We start from the raw sequence: 22,353 nt of genomic DNA on the forward strand, positions 1-22,353 counted from the left end.
GATCATCTAACGGGAGGAGACGAGTAGTGGCGCGGATTCATGAGTTGCTGACGCAGCTGCGGGCGATATCCCCTGCTCTAGCAGTGGATATCGGGCAGGAGTTCGAAGCTCTCACGAACCGCCGAGCTTTTGGACTGAACTTCGAACGCCATGCTCCGGAAGCAGTCGAGCTGCCCGGGCGCAGGGCACGCGTCGGCGACAAGGTGCGTGTTCAGCCCCCGCGGGGCGACATGCCCCGTGCGGCCAATAGTGCGCTTTTTCGTGTTGCGGCAATCAAGCGGACCGTTGAGGGACATCTCGCCACAGTCGAACCGCTCGGAGCTGAGTTCGAAGGCGCCAAAAGCGGCACCCGCTCGCTCACCGTGCCCGTCGATGATCTGGTCGTCATCGCGGAGTTCCGCGACCCGATCTACCCGGGACTTGTCTCGACGGGCAAGGTGGAGCGGGGCGGTGACAAGCCCTACCATGCGGTGATCAACGCAGAGAACTTCCACGCGCTCCAAACGCTTCTCTTCACCCACCGCGGCAAGGTGGACGCGATCTACATCGATCCGCCCTACAACACGGGAGCGCGCGATTGGAAATACAACAACGATTACGTCGAGGGCGACGACCTTTACCGCCACTCGAAGTGGCTCGCATTCCTTGAGCGCCGGCTGCTCCTCGCGAAGGAGCTTCTCAACCCACACGACTCCGTCCTTATCGTCACCATCGACGAGAAAGAGGTCCATCGGCTTGGGTTGTTAGTCGCGCAGACATTCCCAGAGGCACGAGTTCAGATGGTGACGACAGTTACCAATCAGCGCGGTGTTGCGCGAGGCCAGGAATTTGCTCGCGTCGATGAATACGCGATTGTGGTCCTGCTCGGCGGCGCTCAGGTCACCCAGGGCCCGGACGACATGCTTACCTCAGATAAGACCCAAGCAGCGCAGCGTGTAGACATCTGGAATCGCCTCATGCGCCGCGGATCCAACTCAGCACGATCAGATCGACCGGGACTCTTCTACCCGATCTACGTGGATCCGGCTCGGCGCGCAATCGTAGATGTCGGAGAACCGTTGCGTGCTGACCAACATCGTTCCGAAGCGCCGGCCCGCCCAGGGCTCGACACGGTCCTCCCGAAGCGCACGAATGGCGACGACGGCTATTGGACAGTCGGTCCGGAGACTCTTCGAAAGAATATCGAGAAAGGGTACGTGCGGGTTGGTGCGAGAACTAGATCCGGCGACTCGTGGTCGATCAGCTACCTGATCTCTAAAGACATCAAGAGAGTCGAGAACGGTGAGATCAGAACCCTCGGGCGGGACGCCAACGGTGCGCTGCTTCTCGAGCTAGACGCCGACGTCGAGCGAACGCGCTTACCTCGCACAGTATGGAATCGCGACCGGCACAATGCAGGAACGTACGGTTCTGAACTTCTTGGACGCCTAATACCTGGGCGGAAGTTCCCATTCCCGAAGAGCCTCTACCTCGTCGAAGACATGCTGCGCGCCGCAGTCGGCGGCAAACCCGATGCAACCGTGATCGACTTTTTCTCAGGCTCCGGGACGACAGCCCACGCGGTGATGCGGCTCAACAAACAGGATGGAGGGTCTCGATCCTCGATCCTCGTCACGAACAACGAGGTTGGCTCCGACGAGCAGAAAGCTCTCCGGGCGAAGGGTCTACGCCCTGGTGACGCAGGATGGGAGCAGTGGGGTATCTGCGACTACGTCACGAAGCCTCGCATCCGGGCGGCAATCACAGGTGAGACCCCTGAAGGCCAGCCAGTCAAGGGTGAATACAGGTTCACCGACGTGTTCCCAATGGCCGACGGGTTCGAAGAGAACGTCGAATTTTTTACCCTTACGTACGAGGCACCCATGCGGGTACAGTCCCACCGCGAGTTCGCTCGGATCGCCCCTTTCCTCTGGCTCCGCGCCGGTTCGCGCGGACGTCGAATTGACTCCCTTGGCTCCGGTTGGGACGTCGCCGAGGCGTATGGTGTGCTCGCCGACCTCGACCAGACCGACGCATTCATAGAGGCGATGTCCTTAGCACCGGACGCCACAGTCGCGTTCATCGTGACCGACGAGGACCGGCTCTTCGAGGCGGTCGTTCGGGACCTACCAGACGGCGTCGAACCGGTGCGAATGTACGAGGCATACTTGCGCAACTTCGAGATCGACGCGATGCGGAGTGTGCGATGAAGTTCACCCTGAAGGACTATCAACGGGATGCTGTCATCCAGGTGCTCGACAATCTTGAGCGAGCACGTGAGAAGTACCACGATCACCACCGTGAAACGTCGTTCACACTTGCTGCGACGACCGGTGCGGGCAAGACAGTCATGGCGGCCGCTGCCATCGAGGCGCTCTTCTACGGCAACGACGAACTCGACTTCGATCCAGACCCTGGCGCCGTGGTCATCTGGTTTTCCGACGACCCGAATCTTAACGACCAGACACGGATCCGGCTCATGCAAGCGTCCGAGAAACTCACGCACGACCGACTCGTCACAATCGAGTATCCGTTCTCAGTTCAGCAGTTGGACCCAGGCAAGGTGTACTTCCTCAACACTCAGAAGCTCACCGCGACCTCTCGCCTGACGATGAAAGCTGCTCGCGCTCGTGCCGTCGAGGCGACCGGACAGGCCTCCTTCATGTCAGCGGACGACATGGCTTGGACGATTTGGGAAACACTCGCAAACACCATCGACGACGACGGGCTCACTGCGTACCTCGTGGTCGACGAGGCCCACCGTGGATTCAACACAAGGTCGACCCGGGACAAATCGACCATTGTGAAGGATCTCATCGACGGAGTCGAGACGGGCACCGCGATGCCCGTAGTCTGGGGAATATCCGCCACAATTGGTCACTTCACTGAGGCGATGAACGAGGCGCAGATCGACTCGCGCGAACGCGAAGCACTGCCTCCCATTACCGTCGACCCGGTCCGCGTCCAGGAATCGGGCCTCATCAAGGACAAGATTGTGCTCGATATCCCGGCGGAGGCGGGAAACCTCGAGACAGCCCTTGCGACACACGCTGCACGGAAGCTCAAGGAATCAGCGCGGCGCTGGGGTAAGTACCTCGCGGATCAGGCTCAGCTGCCCGGCGAGCGATCAATGGAATCGGTAGTCCCGCTGCTCGTCATGCAGATCCCGAACACCGAGGACGCCGACGCTGTCGGACTGTGGCTCGACACAGTGCAAGGCGAGCTTGGCGACCTCAGCTCAAGCCAGGTCCGTCATGTGCTCGGCGACCACGCAACACAGAGCTTCGGCTCCTGGGAGGTCGAATGGATCGAGCCCCAGCGTATCCAGGAGACGAGTGATGTCCGCGTCATTATTGCGAAGGACGCGATCTCGACAGGCTGGGACTGTCCTCGAGCCGAGGTGCTGCTTTCCTTCCGCCCCGCTCGCGATCACACGCATATTACCCAGCTACTCGGCCGCATGGTCCGCACGCCGCTCGCGAGGAGGATCCCTGGTGACGAACGCTTGAACTCGGTCGACTGCATCCTGCCGCACTTCGACCGGACCACGGCGGGCAACGTGGCGAGGTTCCTCACTGGTCTGATCAGCGAAATGCCGGGCGGCGCGACGATACAGATCCTGCTTGACGCTCGAGAGCTTGGTCCAAACCCGAAGGTCCCGCCCGCGGTCTGGGAGTGCTTCGACCAGCTACCTAGCCTTGTCGTGCCGGTGCGAGGTGCGCGCCCTGTCAAGCAGCTCGTTTCCCTTGCACAAGCGCTGGCAGCCGACGGGCTGCTCAAAGGCGCCCTTGCCTCTGTCGAGACCCAGATGCATTCGACGCTAGATGGCCTCGCAGCGCGTTACGACGGACAACTGCGCACGGCAGAGATCGAGGTGCGGACTGTTCGCGGAATGTCGATTGGAGGCCGGTTCGGTGGGACAAAACTCACCTATGGCGACTTCGCGCTGCGCGCGGACGACCGGGCAATTCGTGTGGCGTTCGAAGACGCAAAGCGCGCATTCGGCGCCGATATCGCGCAGTCGTACGTTGACCACCTCGCCGGAAAGGACGACCCGGACGCCGACGACGACGGTCTGCGTGCCGCGTTCGTGAAGGCCGCAGCCTTGGCAACGGTCGGATCGGTGCGCGACAAGGTAGATGCCGCCGCAAAGGATGTCGTCGACGAGTGGTTCGCCGACCACCGGGTCGCCATGCTCGGTCTCTCAGACGAGCGGCGCGAGGCGTACGACGAGATTCGTGCTCAAGCCGTCGACCCGCAAATCAGACCTCTGCAGCGCCCTCGTACACGAATGATCGACTTCAAGGAGCTCGTCGGGGAGCAGGAAAGAACCGCCGACCTCGTCGACAAGCACCTCATGTCTGACGGCGAAGGCTGGTATCCGACCACTGGCCTGAACGACTGGGAAAAGTTGGTCGTTCACCGGGAGACGAGCCGGCCTGACTGCGTGGGCTGGTATCGCAACCCCTCGGTTTCATCCGCGGACTCGCTCGGAATCACCTACCGGGATAGCGTCACCGCAAACTGGCGGGCGATGCACCCTGACTTCATCGTGTTCAACCAAGTTGGAGGAATCGTGCGGCCCTCGATCGTCGACCCCCACGGCACACACCTGGACGACGCCCTCGCGAAGCTGAGGGGCCTTGCCGCTTATGCGAAAGAGTATGGCGATGCGTTTCATCGCATTGACGCGATCGCCAGCGCTGCTGGCGGTGAGTTGCGCGTGCTCGATATGCAAAAGCACGTCGTGCGCGAAGCCGTACTCTTCAGCGGCGAAAACGCTGGAGAGCTCTTCGCTGGGAAGCTCGGGGAGAAGTACGCATGACCACGACCACTGCGCTTGGTTTCACCACGAGCCAACAAGCCGCCATTGACGAGCTTTCGCAGCCACTGCAGCTCATAGCATGTGCTGGATCCGGTAAGACGGAGGTGCTCGCGCAGCGGATTGCAAACATCCTGTCGCAGCCTGGTATCACGCCTGCAAACGTGATCGCGTTCACGTTCACTGAGAAGGCTGCGGCGGAACTTAAGGAGCGCATCCATCGCACCGTCACCGCGAAACTGCCAGGAATCGTGGGGTTGGCCGAGATGTACGTCGGCACGATGCACGGATATTGCCTCGACTTGCTCCAAACCTACATCCCCGAAACGTTCAAGTATGGGGTGCTAACTGACATCACGCAGCAGCTGCTCATCGACCGGGAGACCAACAAGTCAGGCTTCAATACAGCCGTCAAGAGCGTGCAAGGTGCACAGTCTCACCTGAGGCGCTACACCGACACGCGCGTATTCAAGGGCGCGCTCTCGGTCTTGCAGGAGGACGCGGTGGACTTCGGACTCGTTCCCGCCGAGACGACGGCGAGCCTGACGATGTACAAGACGTTCCTGGCCGACAAGAAGTACTTCGACTACACCTCGATGATGGTCGACGCGGTCGGTTTCCTCGAGCGATCACAGACGGCAACGATCCTGGACACCCCGGAGCAGATGCTCCGCGACCACGTGGACAGGGATGTGAAGTACGTCATCGTTGATGAGTACCAGGACGTCAACCCTATCCAGGAGCGACTCGTCGAGCGTCTTGTCCACTTCGGAGCGAACCTCTGCGTCGTTGGTGACGATGACCAGACGATCTACCAGTGGCGCGGATCCGACGTGCAGAACATCCTCACCTTCGATCGCCGCTACGCCGGGGTTCGCGCGATCCGCCTCGAAGAGAACTTCCGCTCTTCGAAGGGGATTGTCGAGCTGGGTCGTTCCGTCGCGGAACGCCTCGACTCGGTTGAACGACTGCCGAAGAAGATGATCGCGGCGGGCCATCAGACCTGGGAGCGGGGCGACATGCTTACGCTCCAGTTCGCGGACGCACGCGAGGAAGCGCAATGGATCGCCGAGCGGATCGCGGAACTACAGGGAATGCCGTTCGTGGACCGGCCGGATACTAAACCCCGTGGCCTGTCTTGGTCCGACTGCGCGGTGCTGTTCCGCTCGGTAAAGGACGCTGACGACCTCGTCGACGAATTGAAGCGACGCGACATACCCTTCATCATCAAAGGCCTGGCCCGCCTATTCGACGCACCCGAGATCAAAGCGTGCGTCGGCCTCTTCGAGTACATGGTTGGCCACATCTCGGAGGCGGCGCTCCGCGCGCTGTGGGACGGTGCAAAGCTCATCCCAGATGCGACCAGATGGCCGGATGCGGCGCGAGCGCTTGACGATGGCGCTGATTTCACCGCCAGTTCCCGCTGGGGCGTTTACAACATTCAGCGACTCTTCTTGCGGGTGCTCGAGGCGCTCAATCTGCGGGAGGACACGATCCCTGGCGACCGGCGTCGGGCGGAGCTCGTTATGTACCAGCTGGGCAAGTTCTCGCAGGTGATATCCGACTTCGAGGCGATCCACTTCGCGTCTAGCCCAGAGCGTAAGTACGAAGCGTTCATTGGATTCCTTACTTTCCAGGCGCCCGGCGTCTACGAGGAGGCTGACGACGACGCCGGCTACGTCGCGCCGGACGCAGTCGTCATCTCGACCGTTCACCGTTCAAAGGGCCTCCAGTGGCCCGCTGTGTTCGTTCCGTTTATGCGCGCGAACCGATTCCCGATCAAGGCGCCGGGTGGCACACAAACCATCCCGCACGTTGTCCCCGAGCAGGCGGTGCCGAACGGCGCCCGATACAAGGTCAATCGTTCCGACGAGACCCGGCTCTTCTACGTCGCGGTCACCCGCGCGCAGAAGTACCTGTACGTCTCCTACGCCCCTGGTGACTCGAAGCTATACAAGAAGGCCTCCGACTTTTATCTTCACTGCACAGCGTCAGCGTGGATGTCGACGACTGACGAAGGGCTGCCAGCGGTCAAACGACTCACGCCGACGCCTCGGCAGGAGAAACCGAACATCGCGATTTCGTTTTCGGAGTTGAAGTATCTGATCGAGTGCCCATATCAGTTCAAGCTGCGCTTCATGTACGGCTTCAACCCGCCGATCCACGAAGCGCTAGGCTATGGCAAGGGGCTGCACGACGTCCTTGCCGAGATGCACAAGCGGTCGCTCGCAGGAGATGTCCCGACGAAATCCGAGATCGAGAGCCTCGTTGACCGGCACCTGCACACCCCGTACGCCTACCCGGCACTGAAAGCCGAGCTGCGAGCATCTGCGATAACGGCGATCGGCCGGTATTTCGATCGGCACGGCGACGACCTCACACGCACGATCCACTCCGAGAAGGTGATCGAGGTTGAGATTTCGGCGGGCGTAACGGTGAACGGCCGAATTGACCTGATCAAGTCACTCGAAACCGGCGAGACTGCGATCGTCGACTTTAAGTCGACTGAGGACTCACAGGCCGAGAACGTGACAAGGGATCAGCTATCGATCTACGCGCTCGGCTACGAGCAGCTCACAGGCGACAACGCGGATCGCATTCAGATCCTGAATCTAGACGACCAGGGCAAGAGCACGAATGATCCCGTCAATCCCGCGCTTGTGGCCGCGATCAAGGCTAAGGTCGACGCTGTCGCGGTCGATATTCGAGCGAACCGCTTCGTTTGCTCTCACGATCATTCGAAGGAGTCCGCGTACGACGACCTAGCGTGGCTCACCAGGGGCGGACAAGTCGGCCCCTGAGTGGCTGATAATCTCGGCCCTCCTTCCAATCAGAGCAACCAGCAGCGCCGCAGCTCCAGCCTATAAAGCGGACACCGTGTTCGGCTCGAACGAGCCCTGTGGACGATAGATGTTGGCCATCCGGCTCCGGTCGAGCACAAAGGGTGGCCCAGCGCATCGGCCTTGGCGCCACCACGCCTGCAGGCGATGCCGCAAGACGTGCGCTCGTCCAGCGTGGGCACCGGCGGGCTTTTGCCGGAAGAGTCGTCACCCGAACCGGAACCCGAAGAGCCCGCCTTCGTTCGTGGCGTCGGTAAGCCTCGTGTCCAGAATGTATGGATCGGCATCGAACGCGCCTTCGCTCTGGACTTCGACAAGGCTCAGGAAGTCGGAATTTAGCGTGACAACATATTGGAACCCATGCTCTTCGGCTAGCCTCGCGCCGATGTTCAGGCAAGAAGCAACCTGACGACCATCGATTGCATCGAAAAGGTGGCTGTCGTGGACAAGGATCGGGGGCGCCCGGTGTGCCTTCATCGCTGAGATCGCGCAGACCATGTCAAGCATAAAAGTCTCAACGCTCCTGACTCCCGTGCTCGCGTCGCCCGATATCTGAGGCTTGACGCTTAGGATTCCCTTCGCGGTGACAGACACCAAAAGCGATGCTTCACGATCTGTGTAGATCTCCGAGCCCAAAGCTCCGAAGAGCGAGATGGCTTCTTCTAGGCTTTGCTGGCGATCTGTTAGTTCGCTTCTTACGGCCGTCATGAGCTCCGCCGATTTAAGCTTGACGTTCACACTGATTGCGTTAACTGTTCCCGCCGACTCGAGCCTTCGTTCCAGGTCGGCCACTTCCGCGTCTAGCTCTGCTAGATCCCGCTGGGCCCGCAAGAAAGTATCGAGCGCCACTGTTTCGCCAAGGAGCTGCATAACAACGGATCGCTCTTCGTCGAACTCTCGCCGCTCCAGCTCGATGGATAGGAGCCGAGTAGTGACGGCTTCGCGTTCTTGCTCAAGGAAACTGCGGCGGTTCTTGAGGATGGAAGTATGAAATTTTGCGACTTCGTCGTAGCGGCGACTAACGGCATCGGGGAGAACGAGACCCATCTCGGAATATGCGCGCATGAGTTTAGCGGCGAACGCGTCTTGACCGAGCGCATCATTCTCGGCGTGGAGCGCCTCATTTATCTCGCTTGACCGACGCTCTAGGGCGAGCGCCTCGTCGTTCATGCGCTTGATCGCGGCGGTGAGATTGTCGGCTTTCCTCTGATGGTCAAGATAGCGCTCATCAACTTTGAACTTGAAGAGCTTTGCCTGCATTTGGTCGCGCTGGCGCCTCGCAGTCGACACCTGCGCACGAAGCGCTGGCTCGTCGAGAGAGAGGTGCGTAAGGGCCCCTTCATCCACAGCTGCTCGGATTGCCTTGCCCTGCTTTGATAGCTTGTCGATCTCGCCGTAACCGGCAAGCACCTCGGGGGTAAGCCCAAGCATGAAGCCGAGCTTGACCCCGGTTTCCCAATCCGGTTCGGATGCGTGCCCTTTAGTTGGTTTCCCAAAGTGGCCGCGAAGCAGCTGACCCCACAGCTGTCCACCGGTAGGCCGGCCGACGGTGTCGGGAATATTGAAGACCTTGCGCGCCAGGAGGTCGCGCCACTCATCGACGTGTATGTCCGGGGATTGAACTTCAGACCAGCCGTCAACGACCAACCTCGTCGTGGGCGACACCGGTCGAGTGACCCTCACGTTGTCCGTCCCGCCGCGCGCGGACGGCAGGCTGAGTGTGAGTTGGAACGCATGCTCCGCAAGCTCCGGTACTTTGAACTCATCGGGTAGCTCTCCACCGAGAACGTAACGGAGCACCTTCACGAAGCTGGTCTTCCCGATGCTGTTCCGACTATCGCCTTGCTTCGAGCCTTCGGTGCGGTCGGCGACGAGGATGTTCAACCCATCCCGCAGCGATACGCTCTTGAACTTTGGGTCCGTCGAACCCAGTCGCTCAAGAAACACTGGACCTCCTGATATAACCGTCGTCCGACATCTCAATAAGGCCCAGGGCGTAGAGGCTACTTAGGGCTAGGGCGAACCAATCGAAGGTAACACGTGACTTTACCGGCAACGCCCGACGCGATCTGACGAACACTTCCCAAAGCGCAGAGACCGACATGTCGCCATGGAGCGAGTTCAGAATCTCGGAGCCGACTGTGAGAAGAGCGCGCTCAGACGAGACGCCCTTAGTTGGAAGGAACATGCGCCTCCTCTGTCGAAAATGCCCACCCGGTCGGAGGTGTTTCGAAGATGTGGCAAGAGTCGAAAAAATATGCGACCACCGCAAAAGCTGCGTTCGCGAGCTTCCCGTCCATTCTGAAATTCGGCCCTGCGATCGACACGTACAAGCGCTCCAAGACCTCCGCAGGGGCGACCGTTACCGATCGTGCGTCCTCGTAGAGTGACCTAAATCGCTGGCCGTGAGTGTCGTACAGGCCGGGATCGGACGCTTCGGCATACCAACGATCGATGCGCGGCGCCAGCAATCGGCCAGCATTGAACTCTAGGCGGCTGCCCTCCGGCAACTCGTTGTAGTCCATCTTGTTCGGCGGAACTGGAGCGACTCCTGTGGCCAACGCGCCTGAGCCGTCGGAGCTGCCGAGAGCATCAAGAAGTGGGAGCAGGTCAGCCAGCTCTACGTGCTCAACTCCGGGCGCCCCTGGAAACAGAATGTTCAGCGTTTCAGTCGAAAGCTCACTAACAAAGTCGGCCCAGAGGTTTTCAGACTTGACAAGACGTACCGTCAAAGGGCGAGATGACGAAGGACCGTGGTCGGTCTGGAGCTTCGTCAGGGCCTTGACCGCGAGCGGCCCCACGTTCGCGTTTGTCACGAAACGCCACGTGTGAAACGTCTCCCACTCTGCAAACCCCCGCGCGAAATCCGAGGCAATTTTTGCCGCAAGTTCCTTCTCAGCGTCCCGCATCGGTCGCTGGCCATAGCAGGCATAGAAAATAGTTCCTGATTCAGCAAGGCCGTCACAGCCGCCGTCCCCAAGCCGTCCGGCCGGCGAGGGGTTCACATAGTCGTCGTGGAACATTTCGAGCACGCGCGACACATAGTCCTCGAATTTGGTGCCCGACTCGAAACAGGCCTGCTGATGGCGGAAGTGGTACCACTCGCGCCAGTTCGACGTAAGAAGCACGTCCCCCTCCGCGGCTTTCACCCCCAAGCCTGCCCTGGGGACCGCGTCCAGGTTATCCGTTGCCCACGACCGGACCCGCCAGGCGCACTGAGTTGTAGTGCGATCGACTCCGCCTCCGACGAAATGAAGGACCGTACCGAGCGCCCTCTTAGCCGATGATCTCCGCACGCTCTGCACGAGGAACTATCTGCGACCGAAATCACAGTCTGGCAGGGCGTGGGAGCAACGAACGGGTCGGAAGGTGGACCAGGTGGGAACACGATCGGAAAGACCAACCAGAGGAAGGGACGTAGGAATAGACGTAGGAATAGATACGGGACAAAGGAGAGATCGAGAGGCGGAGGGGAAGGAATGGATAAAGAGAGGCTAAGAGGAATAAGGGAAGAGTGGAATGGATGAATGCACGTAGGCACTTCGAGAGGTGCGCTGTTTTGTCTCAGGACATCGGTGACGAATCTGCCCCGCCAACCGGAAACGTTCAGCCCCTCAGTCGCGGTCTGATCCACGCTACTTGTGGACTCTAGGTGAGCGCCACGATGCCCATGGCACACGACCGCGATTAGAGCGCGCGATGCAAGGACCTGGGAGGACTTATGTCGGGTCCAGGTTCGTACCGTCCTGTCGATCGGCCCGACGACGCTTTGCGCCGCGCGGTAATTCCCGAGCATCGTTGACATCTCTAATCTCGCCCACCGCGAATGATGCTGATGCCACCGCACGTGCCCATGTGTACCTGTCGGATCCGAAGGCCCAAACGGTCAGGGAGCTGCCCGGGACAGCGAGCATTAGTTCCTTCAGATCAATAGGTTCCGCGGCCGCCCATTGCTCGCGAAACGGTTCTGGAAGGAGGGTGGCGAATCGCCGACGCGTCTCGTCGTCGACCATTTCGAAACGGATCCGCGAGCGAACAGCCTTCTTGGACCCAACGATGGGAATCGACTCAGTCTTCAACGGCAAGACTTCTACGCTCTTCTGACGGACCACGTTGGGAAGGCGCAACCGTAAAGTGAGATTCACGTCAACGGCGTCTCTGCGAGATGGGTTGTCAATTGCAACCTGATACCTGAACTTCTCCTCGGGGTCGTTTGGTAGTCGGTACCTCGCCACGCCCGCCCTCCATTCCAGCTTTGGCCTCAGCAACCTAGTGAGCATCCACCATGACGCCAGGGCAGAGGCGACGCCTGTGACAAGTCCAATCGCAACATTGAGGGTCAGTCCGAGTCCATCCACCATGCACTTATATCTGTAAACATGAGGTCGCGCCAGCGGTGATTCCCTTGCGTCAGCCGCTCGTCAGTCTCTATCGAGGGTGACCTGAGCCCGTCCGGCGGCACCGGCGGGAAGCCCACAATCGGCCGCCTCGCTGAGGGTCCGACGCTAGAGCCAACATCCACGCCCGCGGACCTCCAGATCAGCATCGCTGCCACATTCCCGCTGCTCTTCGGTGTCTTACCAGTGACGTTCCTAGCCATCGTCCTACCGCACTGGATACCCGAGTAGAAGCGTCCGACAATCGCCGCGGTTGCCGGGTTGCTGGCCGCGGCAGCATCATCGGCCAGCGTCCTTCGCGCTAACCCGGAACGCCTCCGGCGTGCGGCCTTCCTAGGTCTTCTTTCCGATCCGGCAGCCGATCATAGCGAGCTCCAGCAGCTCCGTTCCCTCCACTCGCTTTTTGCAGACTCCACTCGCAGCGCTCCCTACGCTTAGCAACCACTCCCTCCGGGCACTGCGCTGCCTCCGCCCGCTCTCGATCTTCGTGCCGGAACGGCAAGAAAACGATCAACTCCGGAGGGTGAGTGGGATGCGGGTATTCATCATCGACACCAGCAACATGGACCCGGAACTGCAAGACGGGCTCATCGGCATAGAAGGCTCCTCAGACCCGACCGCAGCCGAGAAGCAGGAATGTGTGGAGACGGTCAGCACCTATGTGATGGATGGGTGGGCGATTGCCGCCGACCCGTTCGCTCCCATCGGATGGTTGGCCGCGTTGATCGCGGAGACTGCGTGTGTTCCCTTCGTGAACCTCGCCCGACTCACGGATGAAGAGCTCCTACTCGCGCGGACTATCTGATTAGGACGACGCCACCCGTCGAGCTTGTCACTGGTTCAAACTCGCCTCGTACTCGCGCCCCGCTTGCCGCATGTCGGCCTCGGGGACATAGTCGGAGTCCGGAAGTAGGACCGGGCGAATCGTCTGGTCTCCTCGGGAACACAACACGTCGTCGTGCCAGTCGTCATTGATTGTCGGCGCCCAATCGCAGGTCCAAGAGGCTTGGGGTGCGCCGCTCGACGTCGATGACGAGTCAGGAACCTCACGCTCCAACGGAAAACCCAGGGACGGAGATAGCCGTTCGCCCAAAGGATCACGACCAGGACGCTTCCACCAAAGATGAGAAGCGTGAGGCGCCCGAAGGTACTGCTCCTTTTCCGGCTTCGACGCATAATCATTCTCCTTGACCGCCGGCTAACGATCGACCACGCGATTCGTCGACGGGTCTACTCCGACTGCCATTCCGGTGATGGTGTCTCGAACTGTGAAGGTGAAGGAGCCTGGTGTCACTCCGTACTCGATCGCCATGTAGGGCGCGATTTTTGAATAGGTCGCGCCGGGAGCAGTCACTGTTCCGTCCTGTTGAACAGTCAACGAGGACGGCAGCGTCCCCTGCGACCTTTGGTATTGCAGCACAGAACCGAACTCGAAGGCGACGTGCACGAGGTTCGCGTGAAGTTGGTTTCCGGGCACCACCTCCGCCCCCTCGAATGGCGGTGCGACACGAGTCGCGGGCGCCTGAACCTGGCTGGGATGCTGACCGGCCAGCGGCAGGGCCGCGGCCGTCGCTGCGCTTAGCGGGCGGATGCTCGGGACAGCCGGCACCGACCCCGGGAGGTAGAAGGCTGCGAGCGACCAGAGGCAGAGGATCGTCCCAATCACACCCAACGTGCCGCCAGTCATGCTCAGCAACACCCCGCCGCCGGAGCGGCGATATCGGGCGGCGAGGAACACGGCCGAGATGCCGAGCGTGGTGATGACCCAACCGGTGTACCCAGGGCGGGAAACAGCGGCCAGAGGAAGGAAGACAGAGATCAGCCCGAAGAGGACCGACACTAGCCCGTTCAACAGGCGAGGTCGGTTCCGCGTCGCGGCAATTGCGGAGCCTCCGGTCCCGCTTGACTCGTTCTCCCAATATCCGGCCGGCGACCAGTCTCTCGGACCGCTCACTTCATTTCCCCCTTTGTAAGCCTTCACCTGTCTACCCGGGCACTACAGACGGAATCGACCCCCAATACGAGGAGGCTGGCCCTCGCTCGTTTCCTGGGCTCGCGGGCGGTCCGGCAACTCGTGGTCCTGCGCCGGTGGTCATTTTCGGCGTGGCTACAACCCGCTTCGAATGAGTTGGTGCGCGAGCTCGTTGCGCCCGGCCAAGGTGCCGTTGACTGCGTGATACTCAAAGAGCGGAATTTGTACTTGCGCCGCATATGCGAATGCTTCTTCGCTGAAGCTCGCAGCCGAGAACACCAGCGGCCGACGGCTCTCGATAAGAGACCTGCCGGCGAACGTCTGCAGGGTCACGGCTTCGACTGGTTCAGCATCATTGAGCACCGCCACCGTGTAGTGCAACGAGCCAACGAACTCGTCCGAGATGGGTGCCGCGTCCTCTTCGCCAAGATGCCGCACCCATGCCGCAACTAGCTCGGCCGCTCCAGCACCCGACACTCCATAGGGCAACGGTTGCGGTGCCGGGACCTTGGCCGGGGCGTCGTTGCTCCGATCGTTTGGGTCGTGTTGTGCGGCCCGAGCTCGACGGTCGAGAATCACAGTCCCAGCTGATACGGCGACGACGTCCGCGAGCCAAGAGAACCGGGCGGCGCGTCTTCTGGAGGCGACGGCCCATCGGACACGACTCACGAGGTACGCGATCAGCCACGCGACCGTCAGTGCGATCCAGGTCAACAGAAGCGGTCCCGCGAACAAGGACCCCCGGTAGAGCCACGTGAGACCAAGCAGGGCGAGATCCAAGGCAGCGGACATCGACAATCCCCACGCCCAGACGCGAGGTTCAAGCCCAACCCATTTGGCCAATGACTGCGCGTAAGGCACGGCGTACCGCGCAAGGACCGCGCGCTGATCATCTATCGGTGCGTGGATATTTGGGTAGTCGGTCCCGAGGTGTCTTCCGTAATCACGGGCGCGCTCGTAAGCCTCACGCTCACGGTGGCCCTTCGGCTCACGATCGTACGAGAGCGCAGCATGAAGCGGTCCTGTCGTAGTCGCACTCACGGTCCTGAACTCTATTCGCAGCAAGCCGGCGCACGCGCGTCCCAAGACGAGGGGCGCGACATGAGCTGTTCGCGGCTTCCGACCTAGCAGCGAGGCTTGCGCACCGATCTCCCCACGCATCTCGCCGCGATCCGAGAATCTTTCGATTTGCGCGTCAAAACCGGCTCAGAAACACAACGTGTAGGTATGAGGGCATTGGTTCCGGACACCGCGCCGCAGCGCAGCTCGCCGGTGAGTCCGTCGGACGTTCCTACCGTGAGCCACCGCTGCAGCGGGGCAGACGGATCAGCACTCGATCAACTCGCCGGAGTCGTCGCGGCCAGCAAATTCGCAGCCGAGGGTGGTTGGCCTGCTCAGATACCCGGAAACACAGGCCAGAACTGGGCGGTCACCGTCGGCCGGGGAGGGAGCGGCTTCGGGGAAAAGTAGTAGTGCGCGCCAAATGCGCGCCAAAACGCTCGCGGAACCGGAAGTAATAAGTAGAGGAACTCTTTTTCGAAAGGACAAGACCGTCCAGTTCGGGAAGCTCAAGACGAGGTTAGTGGGAGGTGAGTTTAGGTGCGGGGTGGAGTAGCCAGGTGGAAGCGGGGACAGTCCTCCCACGGGGTCAAGCAAGCCGTCAACTACGCCTTCTCCGGGGTCTGTGACGCGACTCTTACCGCCAAGACTGCCGACGGGGTGATCGCCGCTGCCGGCTACGCCGACGCCGTCATAACCCGGTACATCGTCGAGAACGGGAACATCCGCGACGACCTCCTCACCCGCGACCAGCTCAAAGCCTGGGTCCACGGACTAGACCCGCTCACCGGTGAACGTCGCGGGCGGGACCTGGAGTCTCCGGTTGCGGACCTGGTTCTGGATGCGACGATCAACGCACCGAAGTCGTTCTCGATCGCCGCCATGCTCGACCCCGACCTGGCCGCCGCGTACGAGGACCTCCAAGACCGTCTCCGCGATCGGATTGTGAAGCTGTGGCAGAACGAGCTCAACGCCCGCCGTGGCAAAGGCGGCGCCATCCGTGAAGACCTCGCCCGGATCGAGGTCGTCGAACTCCGCCACGAACGCTCCCGCTCCCTGGACCCGCACAAGCACCGCCACCTCTGGCTCAACGTCAAAGTCCAAGGCCAAGACGGAAGATGGTCTAACATCGACACCCGGGTGGCATTGCGGTTCCAGAACGTCATCAACGCCGAAGGCGACCTCGCCTCCCGCACCGACCCTGTATGGATCAACGCCCTCGCCGCGAAAGGGTTCACCCTCAACGAGGACGGGGAGATCACCCAACTCCAGCACCTAGTGCGGCCGCTGTCCAAGCGGTCCGCTCAGATCGAAGCCAACAAGGCGACACGGATCGCGTGGTGGAAGCAGCAGCACCCCGGGCAGGAGCCCCCACATGATGTGCTCAGTCAGATCGACCACTGGGCATGGGCTGTCGGACGGCCGAACAAACCGGGCGAGCTGAACGAAGACGACTGGGCCGCGCTCGTCCGGGAAGAACTCTTCACCGCCGACCCAGAACTCGGCGTCCAACGTTCGCCTGCACGGCTTCCGCATGTCGCGGCCGAGGATATCGACATCGAATTGTTGGCCGCCAAAGCCGTTGTCGACGCGGACGCCCGCTCGACGGGCAGTGGCGGTCGCTTCAGCATGATGGACGTGCGGGCCGGCGCGCTCCGCGCGATCGCGGCAACCGGCGTTGTGGCTGACCGAGACGCACTCACGAAGCTCGCTGAACAAGTCGTCGCTTGCACGCGCACTGTGACCCTTATCTCCGAACGGGACGCTCCGAAGCACGTGAAGCATCTCATGGCGCTCTCCACCGCCACGCTGAAGGCCACCCTGGCTCAAAAGGTTGACGCATTCTCTGCGCCCGGAGAAATCCTCGACACCAAAGAAGTCGCGCGACTCGCTCACGCACTTGAGCCCGACCGGACGCTAGATGACGGCCAGTTCGCTGGCGCGGCCGCGATCGGGGGCACATCCCGCAACGTCGTCATCTCCGGCCCAGCCGGCACCGGAAAGACAACGATGCTCAAGGTGGCCGGAGCTGCTCTGAGGCGTCGCGGTTACAAGATGATCATCGTCGCGCCGACCAAGAAGGCTTCCGCTGTCGCGGGCCGCGAGACGATGAGCGCATCGTCGTCTCTCCACCAGCTCCTTCACGATTACGGATGGCGCTGGGCGACCGATGCGTCGGGCGCAACGGTGTGGAATCGGCTATCGATTGGTGAGCAGGACCCGACTTCCGGCGGGGTGTATGGCGGCCCGCGGCTCCACATCAACCCTGGTGACCGCATCGTCGTGGACGAGGCCGGCATGCTGGATCTCGAAGCAGCATCCGCGCTCCTGGACGTCGTGCACGCCACGGGCGCGGGGGTCGCACTTGTTGGCGATCAGCAGCAAGCCTTGCCAGTTGGGCACTCCGGCGCGATGGCGCTCTTCTGGCATCGGTCCCCGGACCGCGTGGAGCTCACGACAACCCATCGCTTCAACGACCCAGCTTGGGCGGACCTAACGCTTCGGCTCCGTCACCCTGACAGTGACGACGAAAGGTACGAAGTCGCCGAGGACCTCATCCGCACAGATCATGTCGTGATGACCGACAACGACGTCGCGGCGCGTGACGCGATGGTCGAGGGTTGGTTCGACGCCATGCGGTGTCGGGAGACGATCGCGCTGGTGACAGCGACACACGCTGAAGCACAAGAGATCAGCGAAGCGATCCAACGCCGACGACTTGAGTCCGGGGCGATTCACGCTGGCCAAGCATTTACTGGGCAATCGGGCCAGATGATCCTCGTAGGTGACGTTGTCCAAACCCGCCGCAACGACAGCGGCTCCGACGTGCAGAACCGCCAGAACTGGATCGTGAAGACCATCAGCAAGGACCACGCGATCCTCGCCGCGAGCGCCGACACGACCGATCTGAGACGGGTCAGCCTCGACTACGCCGCATCGCACATTCACCTCGCCTACGCCACAACGGTCTACGGCGTTCAGGGCGAGACGACCGACCGCGCCCTTGTCGGACCAGGAGTCGACGCAGCCGGCCTTTACGTCGGCCTCACTCGGGGGAAGCGGCACGACGCCGCTGTACTGGTGGCGCCGACCGCGGACTCCGCCAAGGCCCAGCTGATCGAGATGATGCAACGCCAACCGGTGGAAGAGACCATAGGGAAGTCGCGAGCGGCAGCGCTAGTAGAGCTGAGGCGGGCTGCCCAAGACTCGGCCGGACCGGTCGTCACCGCGCCCGATGGCCGCACCGCGATCGGCCTCAAATGATCAAGCAGAAGTGTCTAACCGACCAAGCCCGTTGCGTACCATTCGCGGCCGACCAGGTTGACTCCGTCCAGAGTCCCCCTTCAGGATCGAACCCAAAGATTGCGATTCCAAGCTCGTCGGCCCTAACTCGGGCGAAGGGACTCACTCCATGGCGGGCGAAGATCAACCCTCGACGACCATCCGCCGCGGAGACTGCGGCTGCGTGCTCAACGAGCTCCACTTCCAAATTCCCACGCTTATTCTCGACCCAGCCGAGGAAGCGAGACCCATACAGTTCGCATATCTGCCGCGATTCGTTTGTTGCCACGACTGCGTCAGTCGCACCCAGGAAATGCATCCATTGGCGACAAAGCTCGAGAGCTTCATCGTCTGTCGCTCCTTGCGGTCTTGGCTCTGGCGTCTCTCTCACAGGTCCAGAGTGCACCCATCTGCAGATAACCGCTCAAGTCGATTGCGCTTGTCACCGCGACCCGACCTCGTCGGTGGCCGGGGATAGGTTCTGCGAGTGGGAAGCATCGACGCTTACGAGTCGGCCAAAGGCCGGCGCTATCGTGTGCGCTGGCGCGACCCCGAACACCAGCAACGCGAAAAGAGAGGGTTCCGCACCAAGCGTGAAGCGGAGCTCTACAACGCGACCGTCGAAGTAGCCATGGCGAAGGGGACCTACTTCGAGGCGTCCCAGTCCAAGATCACCGTCGGTGAGCTCGCCGAGGAGTGGCTGGCCAACAAGGAACAAGCCCTCAAGCCATCGAGCTTCTCCCCCATCCGAATCGCTTGGCGTGTCTACGTCGAGCCACGCTGGGCCGCGACCCCGATCGGCGCGATCCGGCCATCCGCAGTCGAAAAGTGGATCCGAGAGCTGAGCCAGGGCAAAGCGCTTACTGTACGAGTCCGCCAAGGCAACGCCGGCAAGCCGCGATCGGCTGGGGTCGTCCTCCGCGCGGTCGGGATCCTCGCGGGGATCCTCGACGTCGCGGTACGCGATGGCAGGATTCCCGCGAACCCGGCACGGGGCGCGAGCAACCTCCCGCGTAAGGGGACCAAGAAGCGGCGCCGGTATTTGACCAACGAAGAAGTCTTCCGTTTCGCACGAGCTGTACCCGATGACAAGCGCAGCGTCCTGGTGCTGACACTGGCCTACACCGGGATTCGATGGGGTGAAGCTGTCGCCCTCACCGTGGAGGACATCGACCTCGAGCGTTGCCGTCTGGCCATTCACCAGACTGCAACAGAAGTGGACGGACTCATCCACGTCGGGCCGCCGAAGAGTTGGGAGGCTCGCTCCGTGCCCTTCCCTGCATTCCTGGCACCTCGTCTCGGGGCGCTCATCGCCGGGAAGAACCGCGGTGACCTCGTGTTCCCCGCCCGAGCCGGCGGCTACCTTGCACGACCGGACACCGCCTGGAACCGGCAATCCTGGTGGCTGACCGCTCTGCGCGACGCCGGACTCGAGCACATGACCCCACACGACCTCAAGCACACGGCCGCAAGCTTGGCTGTCAGTGCCGGCGCCAACGTGAAAGCGCTGCAGCGCATGCTCGGCCACAAATCCGCCGCGATGACGCTGGACACCTACGCTGACCTCTTCGAAGACGACCTCGGGTCGGTCGCTGATCGGCTCAACGAGCGCGTCCTGGCGGAGAGCGGAGGAAGGCTCTGGAGCAATTGAGTCGCCCATATGCGCAAATCGTAGTTATACTCAATTGAGTATAACTTGGATTGGAGGCCAGTGGCATGGCCTTCGCGGATCTCATCCGGGCGGCGCGCAGGGCCGCAGGACTTAGTCAGGCCGACCTCGCGGACCGCGCGGACACCTACCAACCGATCGTCTCAGGCGTCGAACGCGGCAGGCGAGACACCGGAGTCGCGTCTGCAGCGCACCTCGCGCGCGCCGCGCAGCACCGCCTGCTCCTCATCCCGACGACGCAACCAAGCGCGGTCGAAACGGCGGCGAGAATCGCGACCGCGCTCCACGCAGACAGCAGAGACGGAGCGTTCCGAGCCCTTCTCGACTTCTCCGATGGACTTGCCAAGGAAGGTCCCTTGGTCGTCGCCGCGCTGGTGATCGCTGAGCCGGAGAGCACCGGTAGTCGAGAGTGGGACGCCGCTTTGTCCGGAGTTGTCGCGTACCGGCTACATCAGGCGCGTTTGCCCGCAGCGGCCTGGACGAGCAAGGCGATCACCAACAACGCAGAGCTGCGGGCCCCGCATCTGCATCCACTGGACGATGCGCCGGACGTTTCCCAAGTGCCGCCGGAGTTCCTCGAACGCGGCATCCTAATCGAGGAAGGAACGCTGGCCAGTGTCTGATCCGAGCCCGCAGCTCGACCGTGCCTCACTGATCGAAGCACTCAACGAATGACGACGCTGCTTCCGGACATCGAGCTGAATCCCCAGACTCGCTGACTTCAAGCGACGTTTGCGCCCGTGACGAGTCGGCAGATCAGAAACTTCGCATCGGCGTCTCACGCCGTCGTTACCGTGATCACATGGCACGGGTCGGTCGCAGATCGACTTAATGAGCGCGTAGTTGCAGAAAGCCGAGGCGGATTCTGGAGCGATTGACTCCGTCCTGTAGCCTCCACTTCAGCATTCCAACGCCGACGACACCGCTGCGGCCAACTCCCGCACCTGGCTTTCCGAGAATTGCCGGGCGGGAACGTTTGGACGTTTGTGAAATCCGGACGCCCGAACCTCTTCGACGGGGATCGGAATAGCTGTGATCGCCTCGACCTTGTTAGCGAGCGCCTCTTGAGCGGCCAATGAATTCTCGAAATCAGTGAATCGGATTTCGATCAGCGCGCCCCGAGTGGGGTTCGTGTAGAGCGCAACCGGCCACTTCCTCCCAAGTACGCGCGAAGTTATTCCACAGTTCAACGACGGGGTCGCTGCAGAGCCACCCTGGATCTCGAACCCGGCAGCAGACAGTGCCCGAAGGAATTCGCTGACGACCAGGGCGCCGGGCGAATCAAACTCGTCGCACCAGCGCAAGAAGTCCTCAACCTTCCAAGTGCGGCGAGCTGCCCCTGGTTGCCGCTTCTTTACCTCGGCGAGCTCTGATCCGTAGGAGGTTGGGATCAGGATTTCCACCCCGGATTCTCGAGCACGCGTGAATTCGACCACGATCACACTTGTGGTCGGCATTGTCACGGCGTTGAGGAACTCAACGATGCGTTTGACGTCGAAGTTAAGATCATCGACCGCCAATACGAGGTTGAACCGACCAGCGGTCAGATTGTCCTGAAGAGCGGCACGAATACGCCCCGAATCGTCGTTCAGTTGCTCGAACGGAGAGCGCTCGTTCTTTTCGGCGCGCTTCCACGTCTGTTCAAACGCATCGACATCCATCCGCCAGATTCGGGACGCGTAGTCGAGTACTTGCCCGATGACCTCGCGTCTGACCTGCGGATTAGCGGCCAGCTTGCACTCGACCAGCGTGAGCTCACCCTCGTCACTGAGAATCACGACATCGGCTGGGCCGACGCCGCTTTGAAATTCTCGGCAAGCTACGGCCCGATCGGACACCCCCGGTATCAAACTCGGGTGCTCGTGCAGAATTTGCTGAAGTGCCGCTTCGTTGTCGTACCCCGACTCGGAAGGCTCGCTCCAAGCCGCTCCCGGCGAAGTCCTGACCAAAATCGGCATGGGTCGCCTACCTATCCGCAGTCAAATGGCGCGCATTCAACGTCTCGTGACGCGGTATGCCACGGGAAACATGAGTCATCGTTAGCAGCCTAAGGACTCTCCGGTGCCCATCACATCCCCTTTGGAGGGGGCCGGCCCACCGGCGTCGCCTCCCGCGATGACAGGCGGAAGTAGCCGACGTTACGACAGCGGCGAAGGAGGGCGCGAATGGGCGCGACGCTGATTGGCATCCGGGCAGTGGTCTTGTCGTCCATCCGGGCCCCTTTAGCCGACGAAAATGACGGAGCTGACCGCGTCCGCCGAGACCGATGCCGACGCCGGCCAGGACTCGGTGCTTAATCCTGCCTGCTGGATGTAGGAGGCAATCGCCAATAG

Annotated in this window: 14 protein-coding genes; 7 read left to right on the top strand and 7 right to left on the bottom strand. The window is 61.5% G+C overall.

Annotated features, from left to right (window positions below; translation table 11 throughout):
* The first annotated feature begins 44 nt into the window (after positions 1–44).
* Genes ACQ86M_RS09835 through ACQ86M_RS09845 form a run of 3 tightly spaced genes read left to right on the top strand, consistent with a single transcriptional unit; the run spans position 45 to position 7,602 of the window.
* Positions 45–2,189, top strand: a complete 2,145-nt coding sequence (locus ACQ86M_RS09835; RefSeq protein WP_431245312.1) for a site-specific DNA-methyltransferase — start codon at positions 45–47, stop codon at positions 2,187–2,189.
* Positions 2,186–4,804: a DEAD/DEAH box helicase gene (locus tag ACQ86M_RS09840; RefSeq protein WP_431245313.1), complete on the top strand. Its 2,619-nt coding sequence runs from the start codon at positions 2,186–2,188 to the stop codon at positions 4,802–4,804. Before ACQ86M_RS09835 ends, ACQ86M_RS09840 begins: the two co-directional genes overlap by 4 nt.
* Positions 4,801–7,602 (top strand): ATP-dependent helicase, encoded by a 2,802-nt coding sequence (locus ACQ86M_RS09845; RefSeq protein WP_431245314.1) that lies wholly within the window; start codon positions 4,801–4,803, stop codon positions 7,600–7,602. The genes ACQ86M_RS09840 and ACQ86M_RS09845 overlap by 4 nt, the downstream gene beginning before the upstream one ends.
* Positions 7,603–7,848: 246 nt before the next feature.
* On the opposite strand, the gene ACQ86M_RS09850 is transcribed toward ACQ86M_RS09845, so the two are convergent.
* The 4 genes from ACQ86M_RS09850 to ACQ86M_RS09865 all read right to left on the bottom strand — a co-directional run bounded on the left by ACQ86M_RS09850 (position 7,849) and on the right by ACQ86M_RS09865 (position 12,002).
* Complete coding sequence (locus tag ACQ86M_RS09850; RefSeq protein ID WP_431245315.1) at positions 7,849–9,588, bottom strand: ABC-three component system protein; 1,740 nt, start codon at positions 9,586–9,588, stop codon at positions 7,849–7,851.
* Positions 9,578–9,829 carry an ABC-three component system middle component 6 gene (locus ACQ86M_RS09855; RefSeq protein ID WP_431245316.1) on the bottom strand — a complete coding sequence of 84 codons (252 nt, stop codon included), beginning with the start codon at positions 9,827–9,829 and terminating at the stop codon, positions 9,578–9,580. Before ACQ86M_RS09855 ends, ACQ86M_RS09850 begins: the two co-directional genes overlap by 11 nt.
* Positions 9,813–10,790, bottom strand: a complete 978-nt coding sequence (locus ACQ86M_RS09860; RefSeq protein WP_431245317.1) for an ABC-three component system protein — start codon at positions 10,788–10,790, stop codon at positions 9,813–9,815. Before ACQ86M_RS09860 ends, ACQ86M_RS09855 begins: the two co-directional genes overlap by 17 nt.
* A 570-nt stretch (positions 10,791–11,360) precedes the next feature.
* Positions 11,361–12,002, bottom strand: coding sequence for a hypothetical protein (locus ACQ86M_RS09865; RefSeq protein WP_431245318.1), 642 nt, complete (start codon positions 12,000–12,002; stop codon positions 11,361–11,363).
* Between the two features lie 568 nt (positions 12,003–12,570).
* On the opposite strand from ACQ86M_RS09865, the gene ACQ86M_RS09870 reads away from it, so the two are divergent.
* Positions 12,571–12,843 carry a hypothetical protein gene (locus ACQ86M_RS09870; protein ID WP_431245319.1) on the top strand — a complete coding sequence of 91 codons (273 nt, stop codon included), beginning with the start codon at positions 12,571–12,573 and terminating at the stop codon, positions 12,841–12,843.
* Positions 12,844–13,236: 393 nt separating this feature from the next.
* On the opposite strand, the gene ACQ86M_RS09875 is transcribed toward ACQ86M_RS09870, so the two are convergent.
* Together ACQ86M_RS09875 and ACQ86M_RS09880 are read right to left on the bottom strand one after the other, a co-directional pair.
* Positions 13,237–13,878, bottom strand: coding sequence for a hypothetical protein (locus tag ACQ86M_RS09875; RefSeq protein WP_431245320.1), 642 nt, complete (start codon positions 13,876–13,878; stop codon positions 13,237–13,239).
* Positions 13,879–14,145: 267 nt separating this feature from the next.
* Positions 14,146–14,802, bottom strand: coding sequence for a hypothetical protein (locus ACQ86M_RS09880; RefSeq protein WP_431245321.1), 657 nt, complete (start codon positions 14,800–14,802; stop codon positions 14,146–14,148).
* Between the two features lie 927 nt (positions 14,803–15,729).
* Here ACQ86M_RS09880 and ACQ86M_RS09885 point away from each other — a divergent pair.
* From ACQ86M_RS09885 to ACQ86M_RS09895, 3 genes are all read left to right on the top strand, one after another.
* Entirely contained in the window at positions 15,730–18,333 is a 2,604-nt protein-coding gene (locus ACQ86M_RS09885) for an AAA family ATPase (RefSeq protein ID WP_431245322.1), read from the top strand.
* Positions 18,334–18,838: 505 nt separating this feature from the next.
* Entirely contained in the window at positions 18,839–20,002 is a 1,164-nt protein-coding gene (locus ACQ86M_RS09890) for a tyrosine-type recombinase/integrase (protein ID WP_431245323.1), read from the top strand.
* 65 nt (positions 20,003–20,067) lie between these two features.
* Complete coding sequence (locus tag ACQ86M_RS09895; protein WP_431245324.1) at positions 20,068–20,643, top strand: helix-turn-helix domain-containing protein; 576 nt, start codon at positions 20,068–20,070, stop codon at positions 20,641–20,643.
* A gap of 276 nt (positions 20,644–20,919) precedes the next feature.
* Here the strand turns inward: ACQ86M_RS09895 and ACQ86M_RS09900 are convergent, their stop codons facing one another.
* Positions 20,920–21,978: a hypothetical protein gene (locus ACQ86M_RS09900; protein ID WP_431245325.1), complete on the bottom strand. Its 1,059-nt coding sequence runs from the start codon at positions 21,976–21,978 to the stop codon at positions 20,920–20,922.
* Positions 21,979–22,353: the final 375 nt, after the last annotated feature.

It is taken from the genome of Leifsonia xyli subsp. cynodontis (assembly GCF_050632205.1).
Classification (GTDB): domain Bacteria; phylum Actinomycetota; class Actinomycetes; order Actinomycetales; family Microbacteriaceae; genus Leifsonia; species Leifsonia xyli_D.